Source organism: Nonomuraea purpurea (genome assembly GCF_042650645.1).
In the GTDB taxonomy this organism is placed as follows: Bacteria; Actinomycetota; Actinomycetes; order Streptosporangiales; family Streptosporangiaceae; genus Nonomuraea; species Nonomuraea purpurea.
This window is the reverse complement of the sequence record NZ_JBHSBI010000044.1, coordinates 1-22,227: the sequence shown is the minus strand read 5'-3', so window position 1 is coordinate 22,227 and position 22,227 is coordinate 1. Positions and strand designations below refer to the sequence as shown.

18 protein-coding genes and 1 pseudogene are annotated in these 22,227 nt (G+C 69.8%); 5 read left to right on the top strand and 14 right to left on the bottom strand.

What is annotated here, in order from left to right; all coding sequences use genetic code 11:
* Positions 1–5: 5 nt before the first annotated feature.
* Positions 6–2,267, top strand: coding sequence for a S9 family peptidase (locus tag ACFOY2_RS49840; protein ID WP_379535208.1), 2,262 nt, complete (start codon positions 6–8; stop codon positions 2,265–2,267).
* A 4-nt stretch (positions 2,268–2,271) separates the two neighbouring features.
* Here ACFOY2_RS49840 and ACFOY2_RS49835 read toward each other — a convergent pair whose 3' ends face one another.
* Entirely contained in the window at positions 2,272–5,397 is a 3,126-nt protein-coding gene (locus tag ACFOY2_RS49835; protein WP_379535207.1) for a BTAD domain-containing putative transcriptional regulator, read from the bottom strand.
* A 236-nt stretch (positions 5,398–5,633) separates the two neighbouring features.
* On the opposite strand from ACFOY2_RS49835, the gene ACFOY2_RS49830 reads away from it, so the two are divergent.
* Positions 5,634–5,996 (top strand): nuclear transport factor 2 family protein, encoded by a 363-nt coding sequence (locus ACFOY2_RS49830; protein ID WP_379535206.1) that lies wholly within the window; start codon positions 5,634–5,636, stop codon positions 5,994–5,996.
* Between the two features lie 191 nt (positions 5,997–6,187).
* On the opposite strand, the gene ACFOY2_RS49825 is transcribed toward ACFOY2_RS49830, so the two are convergent.
* The 6 genes from ACFOY2_RS49825 to ACFOY2_RS49800 all read right to left on the bottom strand — a co-directional run bounded on the left by ACFOY2_RS49825 (position 6,188) and on the right by ACFOY2_RS49800 (position 11,784).
* Positions 6,188–6,832, bottom strand: a complete 645-nt coding sequence (locus ACFOY2_RS49825; protein WP_379535205.1) for an EF-hand domain-containing protein — start codon at positions 6,830–6,832, stop codon at positions 6,188–6,190.
* A gap of 85 nt (positions 6,833–6,917) precedes the next feature.
* Positions 6,918–7,730: an urease accessory protein UreD gene (locus ACFOY2_RS49820; protein WP_379535204.1), complete on the bottom strand. Its 813-nt coding sequence runs from the start codon at positions 7,728–7,730 to the stop codon at positions 6,918–6,920.
* A complete protein-coding gene (gene ureG / locus ACFOY2_RS49815; RefSeq protein ID WP_379535203.1) occupies positions 7,727–8,425 on the bottom strand; it encodes an urease accessory protein UreG in 699 nt (232 codons plus the stop codon). The genes ACFOY2_RS49820 and ureG overlap by 4 nt, the downstream gene beginning before the upstream one ends.
* Before the next feature lie 36 nt (positions 8,426–8,461).
* Positions 8,462–9,136 carry an urease accessory protein UreF gene (locus ACFOY2_RS49810; RefSeq protein ID WP_379535202.1) on the bottom strand — a complete coding sequence of 225 codons (675 nt, stop codon included), beginning with the start codon at positions 9,134–9,136 and terminating at the stop codon, positions 8,462–8,464.
* Positions 9,137–9,182: 46 nt separating this feature from the next.
* Positions 9,183–11,105 (bottom strand): urease subunit alpha, encoded by a 1,923-nt coding sequence (locus ACFOY2_RS49805; RefSeq protein WP_379535201.1) that lies wholly within the window; start codon positions 11,103–11,105, stop codon positions 9,183–9,185.
* The gene (locus tag ACFOY2_RS49800) at positions 11,098–11,784 is read right to left on the bottom strand and encodes an urease subunit gamma (RefSeq protein ID WP_379535200.1); all 687 of its coding nucleotides are present in this window, start codon (positions 11,782–11,784) and stop codon (positions 11,098–11,100) included. The genes ACFOY2_RS49805 and ACFOY2_RS49800 overlap by 8 nt, the downstream gene beginning before the upstream one ends.
* Positions 11,785–12,042: 258 nt before the next feature.
* On the opposite strand from ACFOY2_RS49800, the gene ACFOY2_RS49795 reads away from it, so the two are divergent.
* Complete coding sequence (locus ACFOY2_RS49795) at positions 12,043–12,564, top strand: hypothetical protein (RefSeq protein ID WP_379535199.1); 522 nt, start codon at positions 12,043–12,045, stop codon at positions 12,562–12,564.
* Between the two features lie 83 nt (positions 12,565–12,647).
* On the opposite strand, the gene ACFOY2_RS49790 is transcribed toward ACFOY2_RS49795, so the two are convergent.
* The gene (locus ACFOY2_RS49790) at positions 12,648–14,978 is read right to left on the bottom strand and encodes a molybdopterin-dependent oxidoreductase (RefSeq protein ID WP_379535198.1); all 2,331 of its coding nucleotides are present in this window, start codon (positions 14,976–14,978) and stop codon (positions 12,648–12,650) included.
* Between the two features lie 444 nt (positions 14,979–15,422).
* Positions 15,423–15,701: a Tn3 family transposase gene (locus ACFOY2_RS49785; RefSeq protein WP_449290162.1), complete on the bottom strand. Its 279-nt coding sequence runs from the start codon at positions 15,699–15,701 to the stop codon at positions 15,423–15,425.
* Between the two features lie 313 nt (positions 15,702–16,014).
* On the opposite strand from ACFOY2_RS49785, the gene ACFOY2_RS49780 reads away from it, so the two are divergent.
* Both ACFOY2_RS49780 and ACFOY2_RS49775 read left to right on the top strand, forming a co-directional pair.
* Positions 16,015–17,619 carry a hypothetical protein gene (locus ACFOY2_RS49780; protein ID WP_379535196.1) on the top strand — a complete coding sequence of 535 codons (1,605 nt, stop codon included), beginning with the start codon at positions 16,015–16,017 and terminating at the stop codon, positions 17,617–17,619.
* Between the two features lie 216 nt (positions 17,620–17,835).
* Positions 17,836–18,558, top strand: a complete 723-nt coding sequence (locus ACFOY2_RS49775; RefSeq protein ID WP_379535195.1) for a VOC family protein — start codon at positions 17,836–17,838, stop codon at positions 18,556–18,558.
* 71 nt (positions 18,559–18,629) lie between these two features.
* On the opposite strand, the gene ACFOY2_RS49770 is transcribed toward ACFOY2_RS49775, so the two are convergent.
* From ACFOY2_RS49770 to ACFOY2_RS49750, 5 genes and pseudogenes are all read right to left on the bottom strand, one after another.
* Complete coding sequence (locus ACFOY2_RS49770; protein ID WP_379535194.1) at positions 18,630–19,532, bottom strand: aminoglycoside phosphotransferase family protein; 903 nt, start codon at positions 19,530–19,532, stop codon at positions 18,630–18,632.
* Entirely contained in the window at positions 19,533–19,655 is a 123-nt protein-coding gene (locus ACFOY2_RS49765; protein ID WP_379535193.1) for a hypothetical protein, read from the bottom strand.
* Between the two features lie 65 nt (positions 19,656–19,720).
* Entirely contained in the window at positions 19,721–20,893 is a 1,173-nt protein-coding gene (locus ACFOY2_RS49760; RefSeq protein WP_379535192.1) for a cytochrome P450, read from the bottom strand.
* A gap of 321 nt (positions 20,894–21,214) precedes the next feature.
* Complete coding sequence (locus ACFOY2_RS49755) at positions 21,215–21,976, bottom strand: ABC transporter permease (RefSeq protein WP_379535191.1); 762 nt, start codon at positions 21,974–21,976, stop codon at positions 21,215–21,217.
* A 9-nt stretch (positions 21,977–21,985) separates the two neighbouring features.
* Positions 21,986–22,227: pseudogene (locus ACFOY2_RS49750) on the bottom strand (ABC transporter ATP-binding protein); the annotation flags it as partial.

The window sequence follows — 22,227 nt, the reverse complement described above, 5'->3', positions numbered from 1 at the left end:
TGAAGATGAGACACCTCGATGTGACGGCCTATCAGAGCGCGGAGAAGCTGCTGCCGCACCACCGCTCCGCGCTGGTGCCCGGCGGCCGGGTCAGGCCGGTGTGGATCGACGGCGGTGCCCGCTTCTGGTATCGCTCGGGCACGCGGTTCGTCCTCGTCGACCCGGCCGCGGGCGTCCGCGTGCCGGCCTTCGACCATGAGCGGCTCGCCGCGGCGCTGGCGACGGCGTCCGGGCAGAACGTGGACGCGGCGGCGCTGCCGTTCGCGGCCATCCAGATGAGCGGCCGGACTGTCGAGTTCGCCGCGTTCGGCGGGCATTGGCGCTGTGCTCTCGACACGTACGTGCTGGAAGGATGCGAGCCGCGCCCGACCGCCGCCTTCGTCGAAACCGCCTCCCCTGATCAGCGGCACGCGGTCTTCCGCCGCGACCACAACCTGTGGGTTCGCCGACTGGCCGACGGCAAGGAATGGGCACTGACCTCCGACGGGCGTGCGGACCACGACTACGCCACCGCGCCGGACTGGTGGCAGAACTCCGTCCTGGTCCGCAAGCTCGGATTCGCGACCATGCCCCCGGCGGCGGCCTGGTCGCCGGACGGGACACGCGTGCTGACCCATCGCACCGATCAGCGGGGCGTGCGCCGTAATCACCGGATCGAGGCCCTGCCCGCGGACGGTGGCCCGCCCCGTCTGCACACGCAGCGCTACGCCCACCCGGGCGATGAGCGGGTGCCGCTGGCCGAGCTGGTCGTGCTCGACATCGCCACCGGCGCCGTGGTGCGCGCCTCGGCCGAACCGCTGCCCATGTCCGTGGTCTCGCCGGTGATGACGCGATGGGCGTGGTGGGCGGCCGACGGCGGCGCGGTGTACTACCTGAGCCGGCCGCGCGAGGGACGCAGCCTGTCATTGCACCGCCTCGACCCGGGCACCGGTCATGTGACGACGCTGTTGACCGAGAGCGGCGCCACCCGTGTGGAGCCCAACCAGTGGGCGGAGGGACAGGCGCCGATGGTCAGGTTGCTCGGCGGCGGGAACGAGGTGCTGTGGTACTCCCAGCGTGACGGCTGGGGACACCTGTACTTGTACGAGGCGGGCACCGGCGCGCTGCTCGGGCAGGTGACCTCCGGCGAGTGGGCGGTCCGGGAGATCCTGCATGTCGACGAGACAGACCGGGTGGTGTACTTCACCGCTGCCGGCCTCATCCCGGACGACCCGTATCGCCGTACGGTGTGCCGGATCGGACTGGACGGGCACGACTTGGCCCGGCTCACCGGCGACGATGTCGACCACGACGTGATGGTCGCGCCGAACGGGGCGTACTTCGTCGACTCGGCGTCGACCACCGCCACCCCGGCCGTGACCACGGTGCGTGGCTGGGACGGACGTGTGCTTGTCGAGCTGGAACATGCGGACATCACGCGCCTTCTCGCGACCGGGTGGACGCCGCCGGAACGTTTCCGCGTCAAGGCCGCCGACGGCGTCACCGATCTCTACGGTGTGCTGTATCGGCCGCACCACTTCGACCCCGCCGGGCGCTACCCGATCGTCGACACGCCGTATCCGGGCCCGCAGACCAACCGCGTGCACCCCACTTTCGACCCCGGCATCCTCGGCCACGAGGCCGAGGCCATGGCCGCGCTCGGCTTCGTCGTGGTCGCCGTTGACGGGCGCGGCTCACCGGGACGCGACAAGACCTTCTCCGATGCCTCCTACGGCAACCTCGGCGACGCCTGCGACCAGGCCGCCGCGCTGCGGCAACTGGCGCGGACGCGGCCCTGGATGGACCTCGACCGGGTGGGCGTCGTCGGCATCTCCGCCGGCGGACACCAGGCCGTGCGCGCGATGCTCGACCATCCCGACCTGTACAAGGCCGGAATCTCCAGTTGCGGGACCCACGAACTGCGGCACCTGCACGCCGGGCACGCCGAGCTGTACCACGGCATGCCCGGCGAGGCCGACTACGATCGGGTGTCCAACGTGGCCAGGGCCGACCGGCTGGCGGGCAAGCTTCTGCTGATCCACGGCGGCATGGACCCCAACGTCCTGCCCGACCACACGATGCGCCTGGCCGAGCGGCTCATCACCCTGGACAAGGACGTCGAGATGCTCGTCATCCCCGGCGCGGAGCACCTCTTCCTCGGCTACGAGCACCACCTGTACCGGCGCAGGTGGGACTTCCTGGTGCGGCATCTGATGGACGCCGAACCACCGCAGCACCACATCACCCCGCTCGTCTTCGACGCCGACTTCCTCGCGGCCTGGTTCTGACACCTCACGCCGTCAACCGGCTGAGCGCCTGATCCCTGGGCAGCCGCGCGCCCCGGCGGTACGCCTGCTCGTACCCCGGGGCGCCGAGCCGTTCGACCAGAGCGGCGATCAGGTCGCTCAACTCCGGATCGCCCTGGTCGAACACCCCGCGGATCGCCCGGCTCATCCCGAGGGCGGTCGCCGCGCCGGCCGAATCGCCCTCACCGAGCAGCAACCGGGCCAGCAGCTCCGCCGCAGCGGCGGCGTTGCCTGCGGCGACCGAGGCTCTGACCGCGCTCGGGAACACGCGCCGCGCCTCGGCCACCGCTCCCGCGGCCAGCAGATTCGCCACCCGCCCCGGCGCGACCAGCACCTCGATCGTCTCCTTGGGGACCGACAGCTTCCCGGCCAGCGCCTCCAGCCGACCGAGCGCCTGCTCCGACCGCTCCCAGTCGCCACCACGCCGGTGCAACTCGGCGACGCAGCGCTCCAGCTCAAGTTCGGAATGCCGCTGAACCCGGCCGCTGACCGCGCGGCGGGCCGCCGCGACCTCCCGCCAGGCGCCGTCCGGGTCGCCGGCCCGCATCCGCGCGGTGGCCAGCCAGGCCCGATGCCCGATCTCTTCCTGCGAGCCCAGTTCCGCGACCAGGGCGAGGCTCCGTTCAGCGGCGATCAGCGCCCGCTCGTGCTCGCCCTGCACCGAGTGGGCGTGAGCCGAGCCGATCAGGGCCATCGCCAGCCCTTGGCGCTCGCCTATCTCCTCATAGCGCCGCAGAGCCTGCGCCAGCGCCGCGGCGCCGCCCTGCCAGTCGCCACGGTCGGTACGCACGTACGCCTCCACCCAGCTCGCGCACGCCCGCGCCCACGGACCCCGATGATCGCGCGCCCGGCGCAACTCGCGTTCCGCCAGATCATCAAGGCCCAGGAAGAACGCCGCCGGCAACACCACCGGCACCAAGATCGGATAGCGTTCCATCGCCCCGGAGCGGACACAGTCCTCGATCAGCGCGCGGGCCGGCTCACGATCGGGCAGGAACCCGCTGTTGTTGGCCAGCTCGCGCACCGCGGTGAAGGCCGCCCGCACGGCGGCGGGCAGCGCGTCGCCGAAGCCGAGCACCTCCTGCAGCAGCGACTCGGACCTGGCGTCGAACCGCGCCATGTTCCAGTACCAGATCAGCGCGGGCAGGAACCGCCACGCGCAGGCCGCGTGCCCGGCCGCGACGGCCATCCGCAGTGCGAGCACCAGGTTGTCGTACTCGGCATCGAAGACCGCCATCGAGCGTACCTGCTCACGTGAGCGCAGCAGCGGCTCGTGCTCCTCGGCCAGATCCCGGAAGTACCGCACGAAACGTGCCTCCACCGCCTGCCGCTCACCGGCTCGGAGCAACTCCTCCGCCGCGTACGCCCGCATCGTCTCCAACATCCGATACCTGCGACGGCCCTCACCACCCGCCACCACGATGGACTTCTCCACCAGCGCGTCCAGCACGTACGCGCCGTCCCCACCGGGACACACCGCCCGCACCGCGTCCTCCTCGGCCCCGCCGGGAAACACCGACAGCCGCCGCGCCAGCACCCGCTCGTCCTCCGTCAGGAGCTCCCAGCTCCACTCGACCACCGCGCGCAGCGTGCGCTGGTGAGCGGGCCCCGTCCTGTTGCCCGAGGCGAGCAGCCGGAACCGGTCATCCAGACGCCGCGCGATCTGCGCCACGTTCATGGAACGCAGCCGGGCGGCGGCCAACTCCAGCGCCAGCGGCAGCCCGTCCAGCCGCCTGCAGACCTCCACCACGGGACCGGCCGTCACCTCATCCAGCACAAACCCGGGCCGCACATCGGCGGCCCTGTCCAGGAACAGCCGCACCGAGGCCGCCCCGGCAGCCTCCTCCGGCGTGGCGGGAACCTCCAAAGGCCCGAGCTGACACAGCGCCTCACCGACGATCGCCAGCGACTCCCTGCTCGTGGCCAGGATGTTCAGATAGGGCAGCCGGTCGAGCAGCCGGTGGGCCAGCTCCGCGACGTCCGCCACCAGGCGCTCGCAATTGTCGAGCACCAGCACCGCCTCCCCACCCGTGAGCAGGTCGACCGCCGCATCAAGAGGTTTCGGCGGGGTGGTTCGCCGCCGTTGCGCCGACCGCAGGCCGGAGGTGCTCAGCGCGCCGAGCACAGCGTCGAGCAACCCGGCGGAGGTGTCCACTCCGGCCAGGGGGACGAACCACACCCGTCCGCTGCGATAGGTTCGGTGCCGGGTCAACGCCTGTACGGCCAGCCGGGTCTTGCCGACGCCGCCCGGGCCGACGACGGTGACCAGCCGGGAGGTCTCCACCAGTTCCAGGACCAGCTTCAGCTCCTCCTGCCTGCCGACGAAGCTGGTCAGCCACCGAGGCAATCGGGGTTCGGCGCGTCCCGGTGGACTGTCGAGCTCGCCCCGGAGCACCGCCAGATGCGTCTCGCGCAGTTCCCGGGAGGGATCGACGCCGAGTTGCCCGGCCAGCTCGGCGCGCGTCTCCTCGTACACGGTCAGCGCGTCGGACTGCCGTCCGGCCGCACAGAGCGCGCGCATGCGCACAACAGTCAGCCGTTCCCGCAACGGGTGCCGCTTAGCAGCCGCCTCCAGATCGGCCAGCACCTCATCGTGCCTGCCGAGCCGCACCTCCGCGTCGAACCGGTCCTCGGCCGCCGCCACCCGCAGCTCCTCCAGCCGCGCGGCGGCGGCGTCGGCGAACGGCACATCGCTCAGGTCGGCCAGCACGGCGCCCCTCCACAACCCGAGGGCCTCGCCGAGCGTGATGGACGCCGCCTGTGGCCGGTCGGCGGCCAATTCCCTTCTCCCGCGCGCCGCCAGAGCCTCGAACCGGTGCGCGTCCACGTCCTGCGCGCCGGCCACGAGCCGATAGCCGCCCGCCCGCGACTCCACGCCGCCAACCCTGCGCAGGGCCTTGCGCAGCCGGGACACCAGCGCCTGCAACGCATTGGCGGCGTCCCCCGGCGGGTCGGCGCCCCACAGCCCGTCGATCAACGTCTCGGCGGGCACCACCTGTCCCGGCTGCAGGGCGAGCCGGGCCAGCACCATCCGCACACGAGGACCCCCGACCTCAACCGGTGTTCCGTCATCGGTGAAGACCCGGATCCGCCCCAGCAACTCAACCCGCACCACCCCACCCTCTCAGAGCCCACCCGCTGGCACCCCGCCGACCGGAGCGCACATGCCTCATGCTCGGTGGCGGGCCGGCCCCGGGGGGCCTGGCGCGGCCCGCTCCGCCGTCCACGTTGCCCCGGCCGACGCCTGCGAGGAGATCGTCCGCAGGTACCGCGAGCAGGGGGTTGCATCTTGCCCGTCGCCACGTAACGTCCCGAGCAGCGACCCTTGCCACGGGAGGAGAGATCGGCATGCCCGACGATGAGGCACGGCGTGTTTTCCAGGTGGTCGACTCGTTCGAGCCCGGCACGTTCGTGCAGTTGCTGACGGAGGACGCCCGGATGGTGTTCGGCAATGCCGAGCCCATGGTGGGACGCGACGCCATCGCCGGGGGGCTGCGGATATTCTTCGCCACCATCGCGGGCCTCGCGCACAGGCTCGTCAGAACCTGGCAGGTCGACGCCGACACCATCGCTGAGACCGAGGTGACATACCGCCGGCTCGACGGCAAGGACGTCAGCGTCGTGGCCGTGTCGATCTGGCGTACCCGCGACGACGGTCTGATCTCGGACTATCGCGTCTTCGTCGACCTGGCGCCCGTCTATGCGATGTAGGGCCACATCTGGGCCTCGCTGCAGTCCTGGGGAAATTTCCAATGGATGTGCCTGACCTGCGGCGTTGTACGCGCCCTGTGACTGCCGTCTCGATTCACTTACCGTGTGGACCATGAGCGACATGCCGGAGTTCGGGTACGGTGCCGGTCGGCCAGGAACACCGGCCCGCTCGTGCAACAGAGCGCGGGCCATCAGTCGGCGAGTTCGCCGAACAGGTGGTTGGCGGGGGCGTCGGGGTTGTTGCCGTAGAAGTATTCCGCGAGCGCCTGGTGGAATTCGGTGCGATCCAGCGTGCCTGAGCCGTTCAAGTCCAGGGCGGTGAAGACCGCGGCGCAGTGCTCGAAGGGGAGGTTGCCGGCCAGGCCGAAGATCTGCTGGAACTCCGTCTGGTCGATCTTGTCGTCTGCGTCGAGATCGATGAGGTCGAAGTAGCAGTCGGCGACCAGTTGGATCTGCTGCGGGTACAGGCCGGGGTCGGTCAGGGCCTGCCGGAACCCTTCGGTCATCTCTCGCAGGTCGACCTTCCCGTCACCGTCCTGATCCATCGGCGCGATCACGTGCGTCCAGAACGCGTCCAGCTCCTGGGTGAGCCGATGGGCGGTGGCGGACTGCGACGCGCCACGGGCGGCGATGTAACGCTCGCCCATCAGCTGGACGTCTCGCCGGGTGATGACCCCGTCACCATCGACGTCGGCTCCCCGGAACCATTGGCGGTACTTGCGATCGCGAAGAGCGGCCATGTCCACGCCCGCGCTGGTGGTGGTGTGCTCGACCGGGGCGGACAGGTGCGGGGTGAACGGCTCCGACATGGTGTGGTTCCTTTCCTGCTGGATCATCACTGATCCACATCCACGAAGTTCTCGTGACGTGGTGTGACATGACGTGGGGGGGGTGAGGGCTCTGCGGCCGGCGACATGGCATTCACGGCATGGGGTACGCCGCCTGCAGGAGGCGGCCCAGTTGCAGGGTGTCCGGGGCCAGAGCGGTGATCAGCACGGCGGGGCCGGTCAGGGGGGTCAGCACGGCGTGGCCGGTTGCCGGGTCGTCGCCGATCAGGCGGGCGTGGGGCGGGTGCTGGTTCAGGGCGGGGTCGATGATGAGGGTCTGGCCGATGGCGCGGTGGCCGGCGGCGATGGCGGGGCCGTCCCAGCCGGGCGCTTGGGGCCCGTAGCTGGTCTGCTGGTCCAGCAGGGGGCGTCCGTCGCGGTGGACGGTCAGGCGGGTGGTCAGCCGGCCCGGGGGTTCTCCGGAGCGGCCGAGGACAGTCTGTTCGCACAGCAGGAACCGGGCGGTCGGGGCGAGATCGATGGTGCAGCTTTGGCGCAGGTTGCTGCGGGCGGCGGAGATGAGCGGCTGGGGCAGCCAGTGCAGGCTGGCATGCTCGGCGACGGTCAGGTGCACGTCGTAGGTGGCGTGGGCGGTGGTGGGGCCGCGCAGGGCGAGGGTGGCGGCGGCGGTGGTGATGTGCAGGTGGGCGCCTTCTTCGGCGGTGGCTTCGATACGCAGCCGGTCGCCGCCGAGGGGGGCGCTCATGGCGCCGAGGATGCACACGCGTGCCTGGTTTCCGTGGGGGCGGGCGCGGCGCAGGTCGAAGGGGCCGTCACCGGCGAGCGTGGGCAGGACGGTGGTGTCGCCGACGCGGGTGGCGCGGATGCGGGCGATGGCACGCACCCCGGACCCGGGCTGGGCAGGCGTGGGCCGGGCGGGTGGAAGCGGAACGGCTGTGGGCGTCATGCGGAGCTTGCGACCCAGGCAGCGAGCCGTCCGCGGATCCACTCGGCCACGGGGTTGATGCCGCCTGCGGTTTTGACCGCGGTCAGCACCGTGGGCAGGTCGCCGCGCTGGGCCTTGGCGTCGCGGGCCATGGCCTCCAGGTCGGCGCCCACGTGCGGGGCGAGGTCGGTTTTGTTGATGACGAGCAGGTCGCTGGTGGTGACGCCGGGGCCGCCCTTGCGGGGGATGTCGTCGCCGCCGGCGACGTCGATGACGAAGATCTGCGCGTCGGCCAGGCCCTGGGAGAAGGTGGCGGTGAGGTTGTCGCCGCCCGATTCCACCAGGATCAGGTCGAGGGAGCCGAGATGGTCTTGCAGGTCTTCGACGGCTTCGAGGTTGGCGGAGATGTCGTCGCGGATGGCGGTGTGCGGGCAGGCGCCGGTCTGCACGGCGGTGATGCGGTCGGCGGGCAGGACGGCCTCGCGCAGCAGGAACTCGGCGTCTTCGCGGGTGTAGATGTCGTTGGTGACGACCGCGATGGACAGCTCTTCGTGCAGCGCGCGGCACAGGGCGGCGACGGTGGCGGTCTTGCCGGAGCCGACCGGCCCGCCCAGGCCGATGCGCAGCGCGCGGCGGCCGTCACGAGGCCGGGGCGAGGCGCCGCCGGGGCCATGCGCGGGGCCGTCGGGAAGGGCGTCGTCGTGGTGGAGGTGCATGGCTGCTCCGAAAGGGGCGCGAGGGCGGTCAGGTGGTCAGGAGGCGAACAAGCGGGCCGGGCGCAGGGCGTGCTGTTCGGCGGTGATGTCGAGCAGCGGCGCCGAGGCGGCCGGCAGCGCGGCGACTCCGTCGGTGCCGACACGGCGCGCGGCCTCGGCTGCCGTAGCCGCGACGTGGTCGAGGTCGGCGGCCAGGCGGGCCAAGACGGCGGTGGCGTCGAAGGGGTCGAGCCTGAGCAGGCGGACGGTCGCGGTGACGGGGCCGCCGATGCTCTCGTACGCCGCCGCGTGGGCGGCCTGCAGCGGGGTCAGTCCGGCGCGGCGGGCGGTCAGGCCGAGCACCACGCTCTGGTGGGCGCCGCGTGGCCGGGCCGCGGCGAGGGCGTCGAGATCGGCACAGGGCCAGGCGGCCCGGGCGGCACGCAGCAGTTGCCGGCCGAGCCTGCGGGAGGTGTGCCGCAGGGCGGGGCTGGCGGTGCGGGCGTCGGCGGCCTCCTCCAGCAGCAGCGGGTCGTACCCGGCGGCGGCCGCGGCCGCGAGCCCAGCCGCGACCAGACCGCTGGTGTGCAGTCGGCCGCGGCAGAACTCCTGCAGGCTCGCCACGTCCCGCACCCGGCCCGCGGTGACGGCCTCCTCGGCCCCGCCGGAATGGGCGTGCCCTCCGGCGGGGAAGCGGCCGTCGGCCAGGATCAGCAGGGCGGCACAGGTCATCGCGGGCGACTCACCTCTCAGGCGCTCGGGTCGTTCGGCCGGGTGGTCAGAACAGGAAGTAGCGCTGGGCCATGGGCAGCGTGTCGGCATACTGGGTGCCGTCGACGAGCTGGCCGTCGATGTCGGTCTTGACGTCCTTGGCCGTCGCGCCGCCGATCTCGACCTCGAAGGTGTCGGGGTCGATGCGGATGTCGGGGCAGGCATGGTTCTCGCGCATGTCGGCCTTGAACACCTTGCGGGTGTCGCGGATCGCCGTGAACGGCTTGCCCACGCGCACCCGGTCGGCCATGCCGGCCCGGATGGCGTGCTCGGTGACGAAGTTGACCGCGTTCGCGCCCGGCGCCCGGCCACTCGCGCCCCACACCGGCCGGGGCAGGACCGGCTGCGGGGTGGTGATGGAGGCGTTGGCGTCGCCGACTTGCGCATAGGCGATCTGGCCGCCCTTGATCACCCGGTGCGGCTTGACGCCGAAGAACTTCGGCTCCCACAGCACCAGGTCCGCCAGTTTGCCCACCTCGATGGAGCCGACCTCGTGATCGATGCCGTGCGCGATGGCCGGGTTGATGGTGTATTTGGCGACGTAGCGGCGGGCGCGATGGTTGTCGGCCCCGCCCTCGCCACTGCTGTCGCCGGGCTGGTCTTCCTCCAGCGGGCCGCGCCGGGCCTTCATCACGTGCGCGGTCTGCCACGTCCGTACGATCATCTCGCCGATGCGGCCCATCGCCTGGGCGTCCGACGACATGATCGAGATGGCGCCGAGGTCGTGCAGGAGGTCCTCGGCGGCCATCGTGGAGGGCCGGATCCGCGACTCGGCGAAGGCCAGGTCCTCCTCCACCAGCGGGTTGAGGTGGTGGCAGACCATCACCATGTCGATGTGCTCCTTGACCGTGTTGACGGTGAAGGGGCGAGTGGGGTTGGTGGAGGCGGGCAGCACGTTCGGCAGAGCGGCCATGGTGAGCATGTCGGGGGCGTGGCCGCCGCCGGCACCCTCGACGTGGAAGACGTGGATCGGGTGCTCGCCGATGGCGGCGATGGTGTCGGCAACCGTGCCCGCCTCGTTGAGGGAGTCGGCGTGCAGGGCCAGTTGCACGCCGGTCGTCCGGCACACCTCCAGGCAGCGGCGCAGCACGGCCGGGGTGGCCCCCCAGTCCTCGTGGATCTTGAACCCGAGTACGCCCGCCTCCACCTGGTTGTACAGGGATTCGGTGGACATGGTGCTGCCCTTGCCGAGCAGCCCGATGTTGACCGGGAAAGCGTCCAGCGCCTCGAACAGCCGGGCCAGATGCCAGGCGCCGGGCGTGACGGTGGTGGCGGTGCTGCCCTCGGCCGGGCCGGTGCCGCCGCCGATCAGCGTGGTGACACCGGCGGCGAGCGCCTCGTGCACCTGCTCGGGGCAGATGAAGTGCACGTGCGTGTCGATGCCGCCGGCGGTCAGGATCTTGCCGTTGCCCGCGATGACCTCGGTCTCCGGGCCGATCAGGAAGTCGGTCGCCCGCTCGTGCCCGTCGTGCAGCCGGTCCATGGTCTCGTCGTTGTAGGCCTTGCCGAGCGCGACGATCCGGCCGTCCCGGATGGCCACGTCCGCCTTGACCACGCCCCAATGGTCCAGGATCACCACGCCGGTGATGACCGTGTCGGGCGGCCGCGGCGCGCCGAACCTGGCCGGGTCACGTGGCGCGCAGGACTGGCCCATCGACTCGCGGATCACCTTGCCGCCGCCGAAGATGACCTCGTTGCCACTGCGCCCCGGGCCGCCGGCCCAGTCCTCAGTGATCTCGATCCGCAGGTTGGTGTCGGCCAGCCGGATCCGGTCGCCGAGCGTCGGCCCGTACCGGTCGGCGTACTCCACGCGGGTCAGCGGCCGCTCGACCGGCAGGATCACCGGCCCCGGCCCGCCCTCTTGCCCGGGTGTTCCTGCCGTGGGCTCGGCGAGAGCGGCGGGCGTCGCGTCTGCCAGGGACTCATCCATCGAGCTGCCCCCCGACCTCGCCGCGCAGGCCGGCGACGACGCGCTCGCCCTCGATGGGCACGAGCGTCACCGTCCGGGTGCATCGGGGCTCGAACCGGATGGAGCTGCCGGCGGGGATGTGCAGGCGCTTGCCGTAGGCGGCGGCGCGATCGAAGTCCAGACGGGGATTGGCCTCGTAGAAGTGGTAGTGCGAACCCACCTGGATGGGACGGTCGTCGCTGTTGGTGACCGTCACCGTGCTGATCTCGCGGCCCTCGTTGAAGGCCACCGGCGTGGCGCCCTCCGGATGATCGATCTTCCCCGGATGAACCCGCAGGCCCGCCGTCATCTCCGCCTCGGTCTCGGCTTCCGGTTCGGCCTTCGGTCCGGCTTTCGGTTCGCCGATGGGGTCGCGAAGGGTGACCAGCTTGGTGCCGTCGGGGAAGGTGGCCTCGATCTGAATATCGGAGATCATCTCCGGCACGCCCGCCATGACGTCGTCTCGGGAAAGGATCTTCTCCTCGGCGGACATGAGCTCGTGGACCGACCTGCCGTCCCGGGCGGCCTCCAGCACGTGCGCCGTGATCAGCGCGACCGCCTCCGGGTAGTTGAGCAGAACCCCCCGGTCTTTGCGCTTTTGTGCCACGTCCGCGGCCACGTGGATCATCAGGCGTTCCTGTTCATGCGGAGTCAGATGCACCCTCCGCCACCTCGCCTTCGCTGTCTCGCGGGGAATCGAGTGATCACCACCCGATTGGTCGCTGACAGTAACGTAAAGAATACTTAAAGTGATATAGCGTTTTGGTGAGGTGCTCCTCACCTGCGACACAGAATCTCGATCAGCTGTCACACCCGCATCGCGCGGGGAGCGTCCACCCAGCTCCGCGGCCGCCGGCGGGAGGGCGACTCGCTAACGTTATGTGTCACAGCGCCCGCAGCGAAGGAGAGGAGGAGCCCGGTGCCCGTCGTGGCCTTCCCCGGCCAGCCCGCCGACCCCGCGCACCCGGCCACCGGTGTGACGACCGGCGTAACGACCGACCAGGCGGTAGAGCGCTTCCTGGCCTCCCTGATCACCGCCACCACGCGCTCCGGCTACGCCGACACCCTCGCCCGCCTGATCGCCGTCACCGGCCTCGGTCACCCCGTCGCGGAGCTGACCCCCGAGCAGTACGCGACGGTGATGGAGCGCTGGCACGGCGCCGCGGCCGCCACCTGGAACCGGCACCTGTCCGCCCTGGTCTCCTTGGCGCACTCCAACATCTGGCCCAGGCCGGACGCACCGCGCCCGAACTGCAGGCCAAGAGCCGCCACCAGCACCTGGCCAGCCTCGGCCGCTACGTCCGCCTCGGCGAGGAGACCTCCGCCCGCATCACCGCCGAACACGATCCGGCAGCACGCCGACGACCTCGCTCGAATCGCGAACCGATCCGTTGAACAGGGGCTAACGGCCCTCGCGTGTACTTCATGTCGCCGTCGTTGACGACAGGTCGTCGAGGCACCTGGCCGCCCGCCGTACCTTTCACCACATCGAGGCCCGGGGCCACCCCCACACGATGATCATTCTCAGCGCCGTCTCCATGCTCCGTACTCAATGCTTGGTGGTGAAAAGGCGAGCACATCAGGAAGAGGGCCGTCGTAGCGCTCGACGTCGACCAGCGCGCTGAGAGCACTCGGTCCTTGGGACAGGCGCGAGCACGGCCGATCCGCCGTGAGAACGTTCGGATTGCCGTGGCGGTCCAATGTTCCGATCAGGCCTGGCTGGACCGGATCCCACCACGCTCCCGTGGACAGTTGTACGACGCCCGGCATGACGTCGTCCGACAGGACTGCTCCCGCGAGACAGCTCCCTCGGTCGTTGTAGACGCGCACGATCATGCCGCTCTCGATGCCGCGTGACACAGCGTCCAACGTATTGATCGTCACGGGCTCACGGCCACGGATCTTTGAACTGAGGCTGTGGCCACCGTTGTCGTACTGGCTGTGCAGGCGTGAGGCGGGCTGATTCGAGATCAGGTGCAGCGGGAATCGGTCCGACCGATCGGCACGAAGCCACTCCGCTGGTTCAAACCACATCGGATGCCCGGCGCAGTCGTCGTAGCCGAACGAGTCGATCTCCTCGGAGAAGATCTCGATCCGGCCCGACGGCGTCAGCAGGGGGAAACGCTGCGGATCTGAGCGGAGGTCCGCGAAACTGCCGGGGAACGGTCCGGTCGCCGCCGGCAGCTCAGCGGTGGAGCTGCGCCAGAAGTCCTCGAAACTCGGCAAGGCGGCATCGCCGCCGAGCTTGGCCCTCGTCTGCTCGTAAAGGTGCCGGACCCATTCGATCTCGGAGCGCGACTCCGTGAACTCCCGCTCGTATCCGAGCCGGGAGGCCAGGGCGGCGAAGATGTGGTGATCGGTGCGCGACTCGCCCGCCGGCTCGCGGACTTTCGGCATCGCGACGAGGTGGGGGTCCGAGAATCCGGCGGCGAAGTCGTCCCGCTCCAGGCTGGTGGCGACGGGCAGGACGATGTCGGCGAACTTGGCCGTGGTGTTCCACCAGGCTTCGTGAACCACCACCGTGTCAGGGGCCTGCCAGGCGCGGGTCAACCGATGGAGATCTTGGTGGTGGTGGAACGGGTTCCCTCCGCACCAGTAGATCAGGCGAAGCTCGGGCAGCATGAGGCGCTGGCCGTCGTAGTCGATGATCTTGCCCGGATGCAGCAGGGTGTCGGCGATCCTTGCCACGGGGATGAAATCCGGAACAGGGTTGGAAACCGCGGGTATCGTCCCCACGAAGGGGCGGTCTGGGGCAACGCCTGTCGCGTCCATCGTCGCGTACCCTGCGCCCCAACCGCAGCCAGGCCGGCCCATCGAGCCCGCCATGGCCGCCAGCACGACAGACATCCAGATCGGTTGTTCGCCGTGGTCTGCCCGTTGCACCGCGTAGTTGACCATGATGAGCGAGCGTTGGGTGGTGAGGCTGCGAGCGAGGCCGGTGATCGCGTCGCGGCTGATGCCCGTGATCTTCGCTGCCCAGGCAGCGTCCTTCGGGATGCCGTCGAGCTCGCCGACCAGGTAGGAGGCGAAGCGGTCGAACCCGACGCAGCACCGGCGAAGGAAGTCCTCATCGTGCCACCCGTTGACCAGCATCGTGTGTGCGATACCGAGCATCGCGGCGGTGTCGGTGTTGGGGATGACGGGCAGCCACTCGGCGTCGAGGAAGCCGGCGGTATCGCTGCGGATGGGGCTGATGTTCACGAACCGCACCCCAGCCTCACGGCACCGGCGTTGCAGGTTCTGCGTCTGGTGCCTGGCCAGCCCACCAGGGTTGATCTGGCTGTTCTTGAGGGCCAGCCCTCCAAACGCCACCACAAGCTCACAGTTGTCGGCTATCTCGTCCCACATCGGCATCCGGGACTGGTAGCTCCACGGATGGCCGCCGATCACATGGGGGAGGATGACCTCCAACGCCGCGGTGCTGTAGGTGTTGCGAGAGTCGGTGTATCCCCCTCCCAGCGCCAGGAACCGGTGGAGCTGACCCTGCGCGTGGTGGAACCTGCCCGCACTCGCCCAGCCGTAGGATCCGCCGAACACCGCGCTGTTGCCGTGCTGTGAACGCACTCGACGCAGTTCATCGCTCACCAGCGTGATCGCATCGTCCCAGCTCACCTCCACGAAGGCGTCCGTGCCTCTGGCCCTATCGTGCTCGCGCGGCTCGCCGTTCAGCCAGCCCTTGCGCACTGCGGGGCGCAACACGCGAGCGCTATCGTCGGCGGCTGCCACCATTCCGGGGCCGATAGGCGACGGTACGGGGTCATCGTGTCTCGGCTCGATTCGCACCAACCGGCCGGAATCGACCACGGCGATGAAACTACCCCAGTGCGTCGCAACCGACATGCGCCGTTCCACCATGCATCAACTCCGCTTCTGAAGTCTCCGCCTAATCTTGGACAGCGATTGCTTACAATACGTTATATTTCAGGAACTACAAGTGACCGTTCCTCTAGAGAAGTGGACGGCTACTGGGCCACCCGAAGCGGAAACGCCAACGTCCGGGGCCAAACACTCTCGAAATCGAGGTCGACGCCCCCCTGAACAGGCCACGAGCGACCAGGACGAGAACCTCGACCCCTCGCGGGTGGTCAGCTCGGCGAGGGGGCCGGCCGTGGGCGAGCCGGTGGCGTCGGCGCGAATGTGATCGCCCACCGCTCCGGTCAGGAACGGCGTCGCCTTCGGCGACGGCCACGATTATCGGTCTCTGCAGTCGCCTGGGCATATGGCCGCCCGCCGCCGGGCGCAGCGGCCGCCAGCCGCCACCGTCCAGCTTGGCCAGTTCCGCCTCCAGGTCCACGGTGATCACGCCGAAGAAGTTGCGCTGTGCGCCGGGGAGATGTGAGCCAGCAACTCGTCGGGAATGTCCCGCAGCTGGCGGGCGATCTTGCGGCGGTAGGCCGGGTCCGACAGATACTTCGCCGCATGCAGCGTACGGCGCAGCATGCCCCGCTCCTTCAACGCCGCGGCCAGGGTGTTCTGCCGCGAGGCCGCCGACCACTTGCCCACCACCAGCGAGGCGGTGGCCTGGCCGTACTTCAGCGACCCGGCCATGCGCAGCAGATCCGGCCAGCACTCGGCGATGACGCCTCAGATCGTCCCGGCCGATATCAGGGTACGACCGCAACCGCTCCAGCTGGTCTTCGGAGAACATCCGGGTCGACATCGACCACCTCCACACCGCCACCGGCCAGGACCGTAGCGGAAGTGATCAACAAACGGAACAGGTCCACATCAGCGCAGGTCAGGCAAATCCATTGGAAATTTCTCCAGGACTACAGCGAGGCCGTTACTGCTGAGGTGCGAATCAGGTTCGGGTCGGAGATGGGTGAGCGCGGCCTGCGGTATCTGCCGGACGCGGGGTGAGTGTCACCCGGTTCCGCTACGGTGATCCGCCATGGATGATCACTTCCCCCCGGCCGAGGACGTCCTGGTCCTCTCCGAGCCCCTGCGCCGAGATCTGCACCCCCGGCGTGGCGGCGTGCTCCCCGCGGAACCGGGCGTCTCCGACCGGGCGCTGGGCGGGGTCGCGCCCGGCGACACCGTCGACCCCGGCGCCGCGGACGTGGCGGCGAAGCTGGCCGAGGAGAATCGCGGCCATATCGAGGCGGTGCTGTCGGCGGCTGTGAGCGACCCGGCCCTGGTCGCGCACGCGCGGGCGTACCTCAGCGGCGCTGACGACCCCGCCGGGGCGGCGGCGATCGCATCGATCGTCGACCGTGCGCAGAACGGGAACGAGACGCCGCGAACCTTCACCAACGGGTGGATCGCCTCCCGTGGGCTCGCCTTCGCCGCCTGCGCGCTCGCCGAACTGAGCGGCATCGCCTCCTCGACGGAAGACCTGCGCCCGCTGGACTCCCTTCGGCAGGTCGACTCGGTGAGCCTGCGCCGGGTCCGGGGCCTGCTGGCCTTCTGCCCCGAGGAGGAGTACCGGCGGGCGGTGGAACGGCTGGCCGCGCACCGCGGCACCCGCTCCCGGCGGCTCGTCGTCTCCTACCTGGTGCCCACCCGGCACGACTGGGTGGACGAGTGCTGCGCCGACCCGCCGTCCGCCGAGTGGGGCTCGAACGCCTTCTACCGCGAACGGCTGTGGGCGTCGGTGGGCACGCCGCGGCACCTCGAACTGCTCGGCTGGAGGCTGGAGGAGTCCGACTTCGACGCGTTCACGTTCGGGATGCGCGCCACCATGGCCGACGGCCTGGGCCCTGCGGTCGCCCCGGTCCTGGTCGACGCCTGGGACCGGATCAGGATCTACAAGCCGTGGCGGGAGCGGTTCGTCGAGCTGATCTCCCTGCTTCCGAGCGACGAGGCGTTCAAGCTGCTGCTAGAGCGGTACGAGCGGGAGTTCGCGCGTGAGTACCTGCTCGCGGCGATGGAGCGCTTCCCCGTACGGGCGGTACGGGTGCTGTCCACGGTGGCCGCGAGCGACTCGACGTCGGCGCTCCTCGCCGCCGGGCTGCTGCGCATGCACCTCAAGGCGCATCCCGAGCTGCCCGGGCCGGACCCGGCGCCGCGGGTCCCGGACGCGCCCGGCGAGGACCTCCCGGCGGTGCTGACCGAGCCGGGCCGGGCGCCCCGGCTGCCCGCGTACGCCGATCCCGATGTCCTGCCGCAGGTACTGCTCAAGGGCGGCGGCCGGGCCCTGCCCGCCGCCGCGACCAGGAGACTCGTCGCGCTGGCCAAGAAGCCGGACGAGCGGCTGGACGCGGTCCGCGACGCCTGCGACCGGCGCTCGCTGGCCGACCTGGGCTGGGCGCTGTTCCTGCACGGCGACGCCTGGGCGCTGCCCGCGCTGGGACGGCTCGGCGACGGCCGGACGGCCCGCGACCTGGCCGCCCTGATCCCCGGCTGGGTAGCGCGGGGCACCAGAGCCCGCGCGGTCAAGGCGGTCGACGCCATCGCCCGGATCGGCACCGCGGAGGCGCTGGAGGTGCTGGACGAGCTGGCGGAGACGGGCCCGGACCACGCGCTCCGGGACGCCGCGGCGAGGGCGCGCCCGTAACCACGCAGGTGCGCCCGAGACGCGGTGGCACGCTTGCAGCGATCGCCGCCGGCTCCGCGCTGGCCGAGGAACTGCTCGGGCATCCCGAGGGGACGTGGGGAGGAAGTCAAAAAGCGTTGGCGTCGCGATCCTCGAGCGGGCTAGCGTGGCCTCCGCCATGCGCCAGGGGGGACGTGCCCCGTCCGCGCTCACAAATCAGCAGATTGGAGATGCGGGATGACTTCTCAGCTCGTCGCGCTCTGCTTCGATGCGAACGACCCACTCCGTCTCGCGCGTTTCTGGGCCGGAGTCCTGGGCTGGGAGATGGTCGACGACCCCCGCGATGGCATCACGCTCCTGCCGAGCGATGACACCGGGTTCCGGATGCGATTTCTTCCGACGCAGGAGAAGAAGAACGGCCCGAACCAGATCCACTTCGATCTGACGAGCACCTCCCTTGAGGACCAGCAGCAGACGGTGGCGAAGGCGCTCGAGCTCGGCGCGAGCCATATCGACATCGGGCAACGCCCGGAAGAGGGTCATATTGTGCTCGCAGACCCCGAAGGCAACGAGTTCTGCGTCATCGAGCCGGACAACAAGTTCCTCGCCGACTGCGGATTCATCGGGGCGCTCGCGTGCGACGGCTCGCAGGAGGTCGGGTACTTCTGGAGCGAAGCGCTGGGCTGGCCGTTGGTCTGGGACCAGGACCAAGAGACCGCGATCCGCTCGCCGCACGGCGGTCCGAAGATCACGTGGGGCGGTCCGCCGGTGATGACGAAGACCGGGAAGAACCGGCTGCACTTCGACCTCGCTCCACCCGCGCACGGCGATCAGCAGGCGGAGGTCGACCGTCTGGCCTCCCTCGGAGCGACCCGAACCGACATCGGCCAGCACGGAAGCGGTTGGGTGACGATGGCCGATCCCGATGGCAATGAGTTCTGTGTTGTGACTCCCCGATAGCGCTCGGGGACGGGCCGAAAGCCGAGGCCAGGACACCGGGCCAGGTCCGGGATGCGGTGGTGGGCGGGGGATCATAGGGAGTTCGTCTCGGTGATGATGAAGTCGGTGTAGTCGTCAGGGGGTGTCATCCCGCGCGTGAGCATCCAGTGGATGCGGCCGGCTCCGGTCAGCGCAAGCGTGGCCCGGTATCCGAGCTCGACGTCGGTGGCCTCGAATCGGCCGCTCAGGCCGTCCACGTAGCGGGGGAGATGTTGCCCGAGGGCGGTGAGCGCCAGTGATGCCAGGTCGGCGCCGACCGGACCGGTCCCGAGGGTCGCCCAGTCCAGTACGAGGGTGGCGAGGCCGTCTTCGGAGGCTCTGAGGTTGCCGTGGGAGAAGTCGCCGTGCACAAGGACATGCGGGAGCTGTGACAGGCGATTCAGCAGTTCACCGCGCTGTTCCCACAGCGCCGGGATCCGCGGGTGCACGTTCAGGTCAGACCAGTTCAGGTCGCTGACCGCGATGCGCTGGGCGAGCTGGTGTCCAGACAGCCATGGCAGGTCCGGCGTCGTGGTGTCGGCTTGCCAGCGGCCCAGCCGGTGCGCGGCCGTGGCCGGTGATTCTGGGGTGGCGCCCACGTCGGCGAGGTAGACACCGTCGCCGACGACGCCGTAGCAGCGAGGTGCGGCCAAACCTGGCCCTGAGGGCAGCAGTCCGCTGGCATAGGCGAGCGGTTCGCGCCGCCAGTTGGCCCAGTGCCGCGGATCGACGGCGCTGTCCGCGTGCCGCCCGGCGGTCACCGGCTTGCAGGATTTGTGGATCACGGTGAAGTAGACCTGCTGGTCGTCGACTTGAGCCGTGCCCGACAGCCTCGACACGGCGCCGGTGGCGGCACCCGAGCTGCCGGTGATCGGTTCGCTTCGACACGACACGAGCGAGCCTCCGGGACGGCCCAGCAGCGCATCCAGCACCGCTGGAGGGAGGTGATCTTTCACTCATGGCACGGTAGGCGACGACACCACTGTCGCGCCTTCCAATTTGCGGTCCGCGTCGGACGCGCGCAGCGCGGGCGAGCAGGTCTTCTCAAGATCCTGTGCGTGGTTCGCCTGTGTCGTCATCGGTTCTCCCTTCGTCGACGATGGCCCGGTAGAGCGTGGTCGAAAAAGTCCGCCCTCGCCGGCGGTCACACGTCCCAGGTGACCGGGAGGCTCTTGACCCCGTAAATGTCGGCGGTCTCCGGACGCAGGGCGACCTCTTCGGCGGGTACGGCCAGGCGCAGGGTGGGGAAGCGGTTGAGGAGTGCGGGGAAGGCGACGCGCATTTCGACGCGGGCCAGCTGCTGGCCCAGGCACTGGTGGATGCCGTGGCCGAAGGCCAGGTGCCCGCCGTCCTGCCTCCGGAGGTCCAGCGTGTGGGGGTCGAGGAAGCGCTCGGGGTCGCGGTTGGCGGTGTTGAGGCACAGGATGACCGTCGTACCCGCCGTGATGGTGTGGCCGCCCAGTTCGACGTCCTCCAGTGCGACCCTCTGGAACTGCTTGGCGACGCTCAGGTACCGCAGCAGCTCCTCGACGGCCTTGTCGGTGAGCGTGGGGTCGGCGCGCAGCGCGGCCAGCTGCTCCGGGTTCTGCAACAGCGCGAAGGTGCCCAGCGCCAGCATGTTCGCGGTGGTGTCGAACCCGGCCGACAGCAGGATCAGGGCCATCCCCTTCAGCTCCTCGTCGGTCAGGTCGCTGTCGGTGAGGTCGCTGAGCACGTCGTCGGTGGGGTTGGCGCGCTTGGCGACCACCAGCTCCGCGAGGTACTGCTGGACCGCGGTGTAGGACGCGATCAGTTCCTCGTCGCTGACCTCTCCGCCGAGGAACTTGTCGATGTGCTCCAGGAAGGAGCCCCGGTCCTCATACGGCACCCCCAGCAGCTCGCAGATGACGATGGCGGGGATGGGCTTGGCGAACGCGGTCACCAGGTCCGCCGACGGCCCGGCCTGCTCCATGGCGTCCAGATGCTCGGCGGTGATCTGCTCGACGCGCTCGGTGAGCAGGCGCATCCGCCGGACGGTGAACTTGCCCACCAGCGGTTTCCTGTACCGGCTGTGCTGTGGCTCGTCCGTGAGCAGGAACTCGCCGGGCGGCGCCGGAGGGACCTCGATGTCGCCGTAGTCGATCAGCGGGTGGTGGCGCATGAGCTCTCTGCGTGAGCTGAACCGCGAGTCGGCCAGGACCGACCTGAGCAGGTCATAGCCGGTGACCAGCCAGCCCTGGTGCTCGCGGGCCTCGATCAGCTCCTTGGGCGGGTCGAAGGGACAGCCGGACTGACGCGCCGTCGGCATCGTCCTGAGGGTGTGGAGGGATTCATTCATGACTTTTTCCTTGTCTCGCGATAGGACGCGTTGTGTGGGTTGGCAGCGAGTCACATGCTCTGGCGGCATGCCGATCCGTGTCGGCGACATCGGGGGGACATCAGCACCTGGTGGAGGCCGTTCGTCACTCACACGGGCAAGGGCTGACTGCCGCACGTGCTCCGGGTGGTCCACTCACAGCCCGGTGCTCATCTCGCGCAAATCTCCTGGAAGCCTCCGCCCGGCGGCGCGAGACGAGCCGAGGAAGTGCCGTTCTTGTTCAGGGCGACAGCGCCGTGAACTGCCTGTCCGTCAGATCAAGATGGGGACGTTCGATACGGCCTAGGAGATCTTGCGGCGGTAGGTGTTCATGGCGAAGAGGTACGCGACGACGAGGATGCCGGCGCACCAGGCCAGGGCGATCCAGATGTCGGTGCCGACCGGCTGCTGGGTGAGCAGGTTGCGGATGGCGTTGACGATGGAGGTCACCGGCTGGTTCTCGGCGAAGACGCGCAGTGGGCCGGGCATGGTGTCGGTGGGTACGAAGGCCGAGCTGAGGAACGGCAGGAAGATGAGCGGGTAGGAGAACGCGCTCGCGCCGTCCACGGACTTGGCGGACAGGCCGGGGATGACGGCGATCCATGTCAGCGCCAGGGTGAACAGGATCAGGATGCCGGCGACCGAGAGCCACGCCGACACTCCCGCCCCCGAACGGAAGCCCATGAGCAGCGCGACGAGCACGACGACCACGAGCGAGATCAGATTGGCGACCAGCGAGGTCAGCACGTGCGCCCACAACACGGACGAGCGCGCGGTCGGCATGGACTGGAAGCGCTCGAAGATTCCGCTCTTCATATCCATGAACAGCCGGAACGCGGTGTAGGCGATGCCCGAGGCGACCGTGATGAGCAGGATGCCGGGCAGCAGGTAGTTCACATACGAGACCGACCCGGTGTTGATCGCGCCGCCGAACACGTAGACGAATAACAACAGCATGGCGATCGGCATGACCGCGGTTGTGATGATGGTGTCCAAGCTACGCGTGATGTGGCGCAGGGACCGTCCCAGCAGGACGGTGGTGTCGCCGAAGAAATGCTTGCTCATCGTTGTTCCTTACGCGTTCGTAGCGGCGTTGTGGTGCTTGCTGTCCGCACCGACGAGCGCGAGGAAGACGTCCTCCAGGGTCGGCTGCTTTTCGACGTATTCGACCTTCGCGGGCGGGAGCAGCTGCTTGAGCTCCTCCAAGGTGCCGTTGACGATGATCCGGCCCTCGTGCAGGATCGCGATGCGGTCGGCGAGTTGTTCGGCCTCGTCCAGGTACTGCGTCGTGAGCAGCACCGTTGTGCCGTTCTCTG

Coding starts and splice junctions, on each gene's coding strand:
- ACFOY2_RS49840 (WP_379535208.1), top strand. CDS start 6: ATGAGACACCTCGATGTGACGGCCTATCAGAGCGCGGAGAAGCTGCTG.
- ureG (WP_379535203.1), bottom strand. CDS start 8,425: ATGCACCTCCACCACGACGACGCCCTTCCCGACGGCCCCGCGCATGGC.
- ACFOY2_RS49820 (WP_379535204.1), bottom strand. CDS start 7,730: ATGACGCCCACAGCCGTTCCGCTTCCACCCGCCCGGCCCACGCCTGCC.
- ACFOY2_RS49805 (WP_379535201.1), bottom strand. CDS start 11,105: ATGGATGAGTCCCTGGCAGACGCGACGCCCGCCGCTCTCGCCGAGCCC.
- ACFOY2_RS49830 (WP_379535206.1), top strand. CDS start 5,634: ATGCCCGACGATGAGGCACGGCGTGTTTTCCAGGTGGTCGACTCGTTC.
- ACFOY2_RS49765 (WP_379535193.1), bottom strand. CDS start 19,655: ATGACGACACAGGCGAACCACGCACAGGATCTTGAGAAGACCTGCTCG.
- ACFOY2_RS49760 (WP_379535192.1), bottom strand. CDS start 20,893: ATGAATGAATCCCTCCACACCCTCAGGACGATGCCGACGGCGCGTCAG.
- ACFOY2_RS49775 (WP_379535195.1), top strand. CDS start 17,836: ATGACTTCTCAGCTCGTCGCGCTCTGCTTCGATGCGAACGACCCACTC.
- ACFOY2_RS49755 (WP_379535191.1), bottom strand. CDS start 21,976: ATGAGCAAGCATTTCTTCGGCGACACCACCGTCCTGCTGGGACGGTCC.
- ACFOY2_RS49790 (WP_379535198.1), bottom strand. CDS start 14,978: ATGGTGGAACGGCGCATGTCGGTTGCGACGCACTGGGGTAGTTTCATC.
- ACFOY2_RS49780 (WP_379535196.1), top strand. CDS start 16,015: ATGGATGATCACTTCCCCCCGGCCGAGGACGTCCTGGTCCTCTCCGAG.
- ACFOY2_RS49825 (WP_379535205.1), bottom strand. CDS start 6,832: ATGATCCAGCAGGAAAGGAACCACACCATGTCGGAGCCGTTCACCCCG.
- ACFOY2_RS49810 (WP_379535202.1), bottom strand. CDS start 9,136: ATGACCTGTGCCGCCCTGCTGATCCTGGCCGACGGCCGCTTCCCCGCC.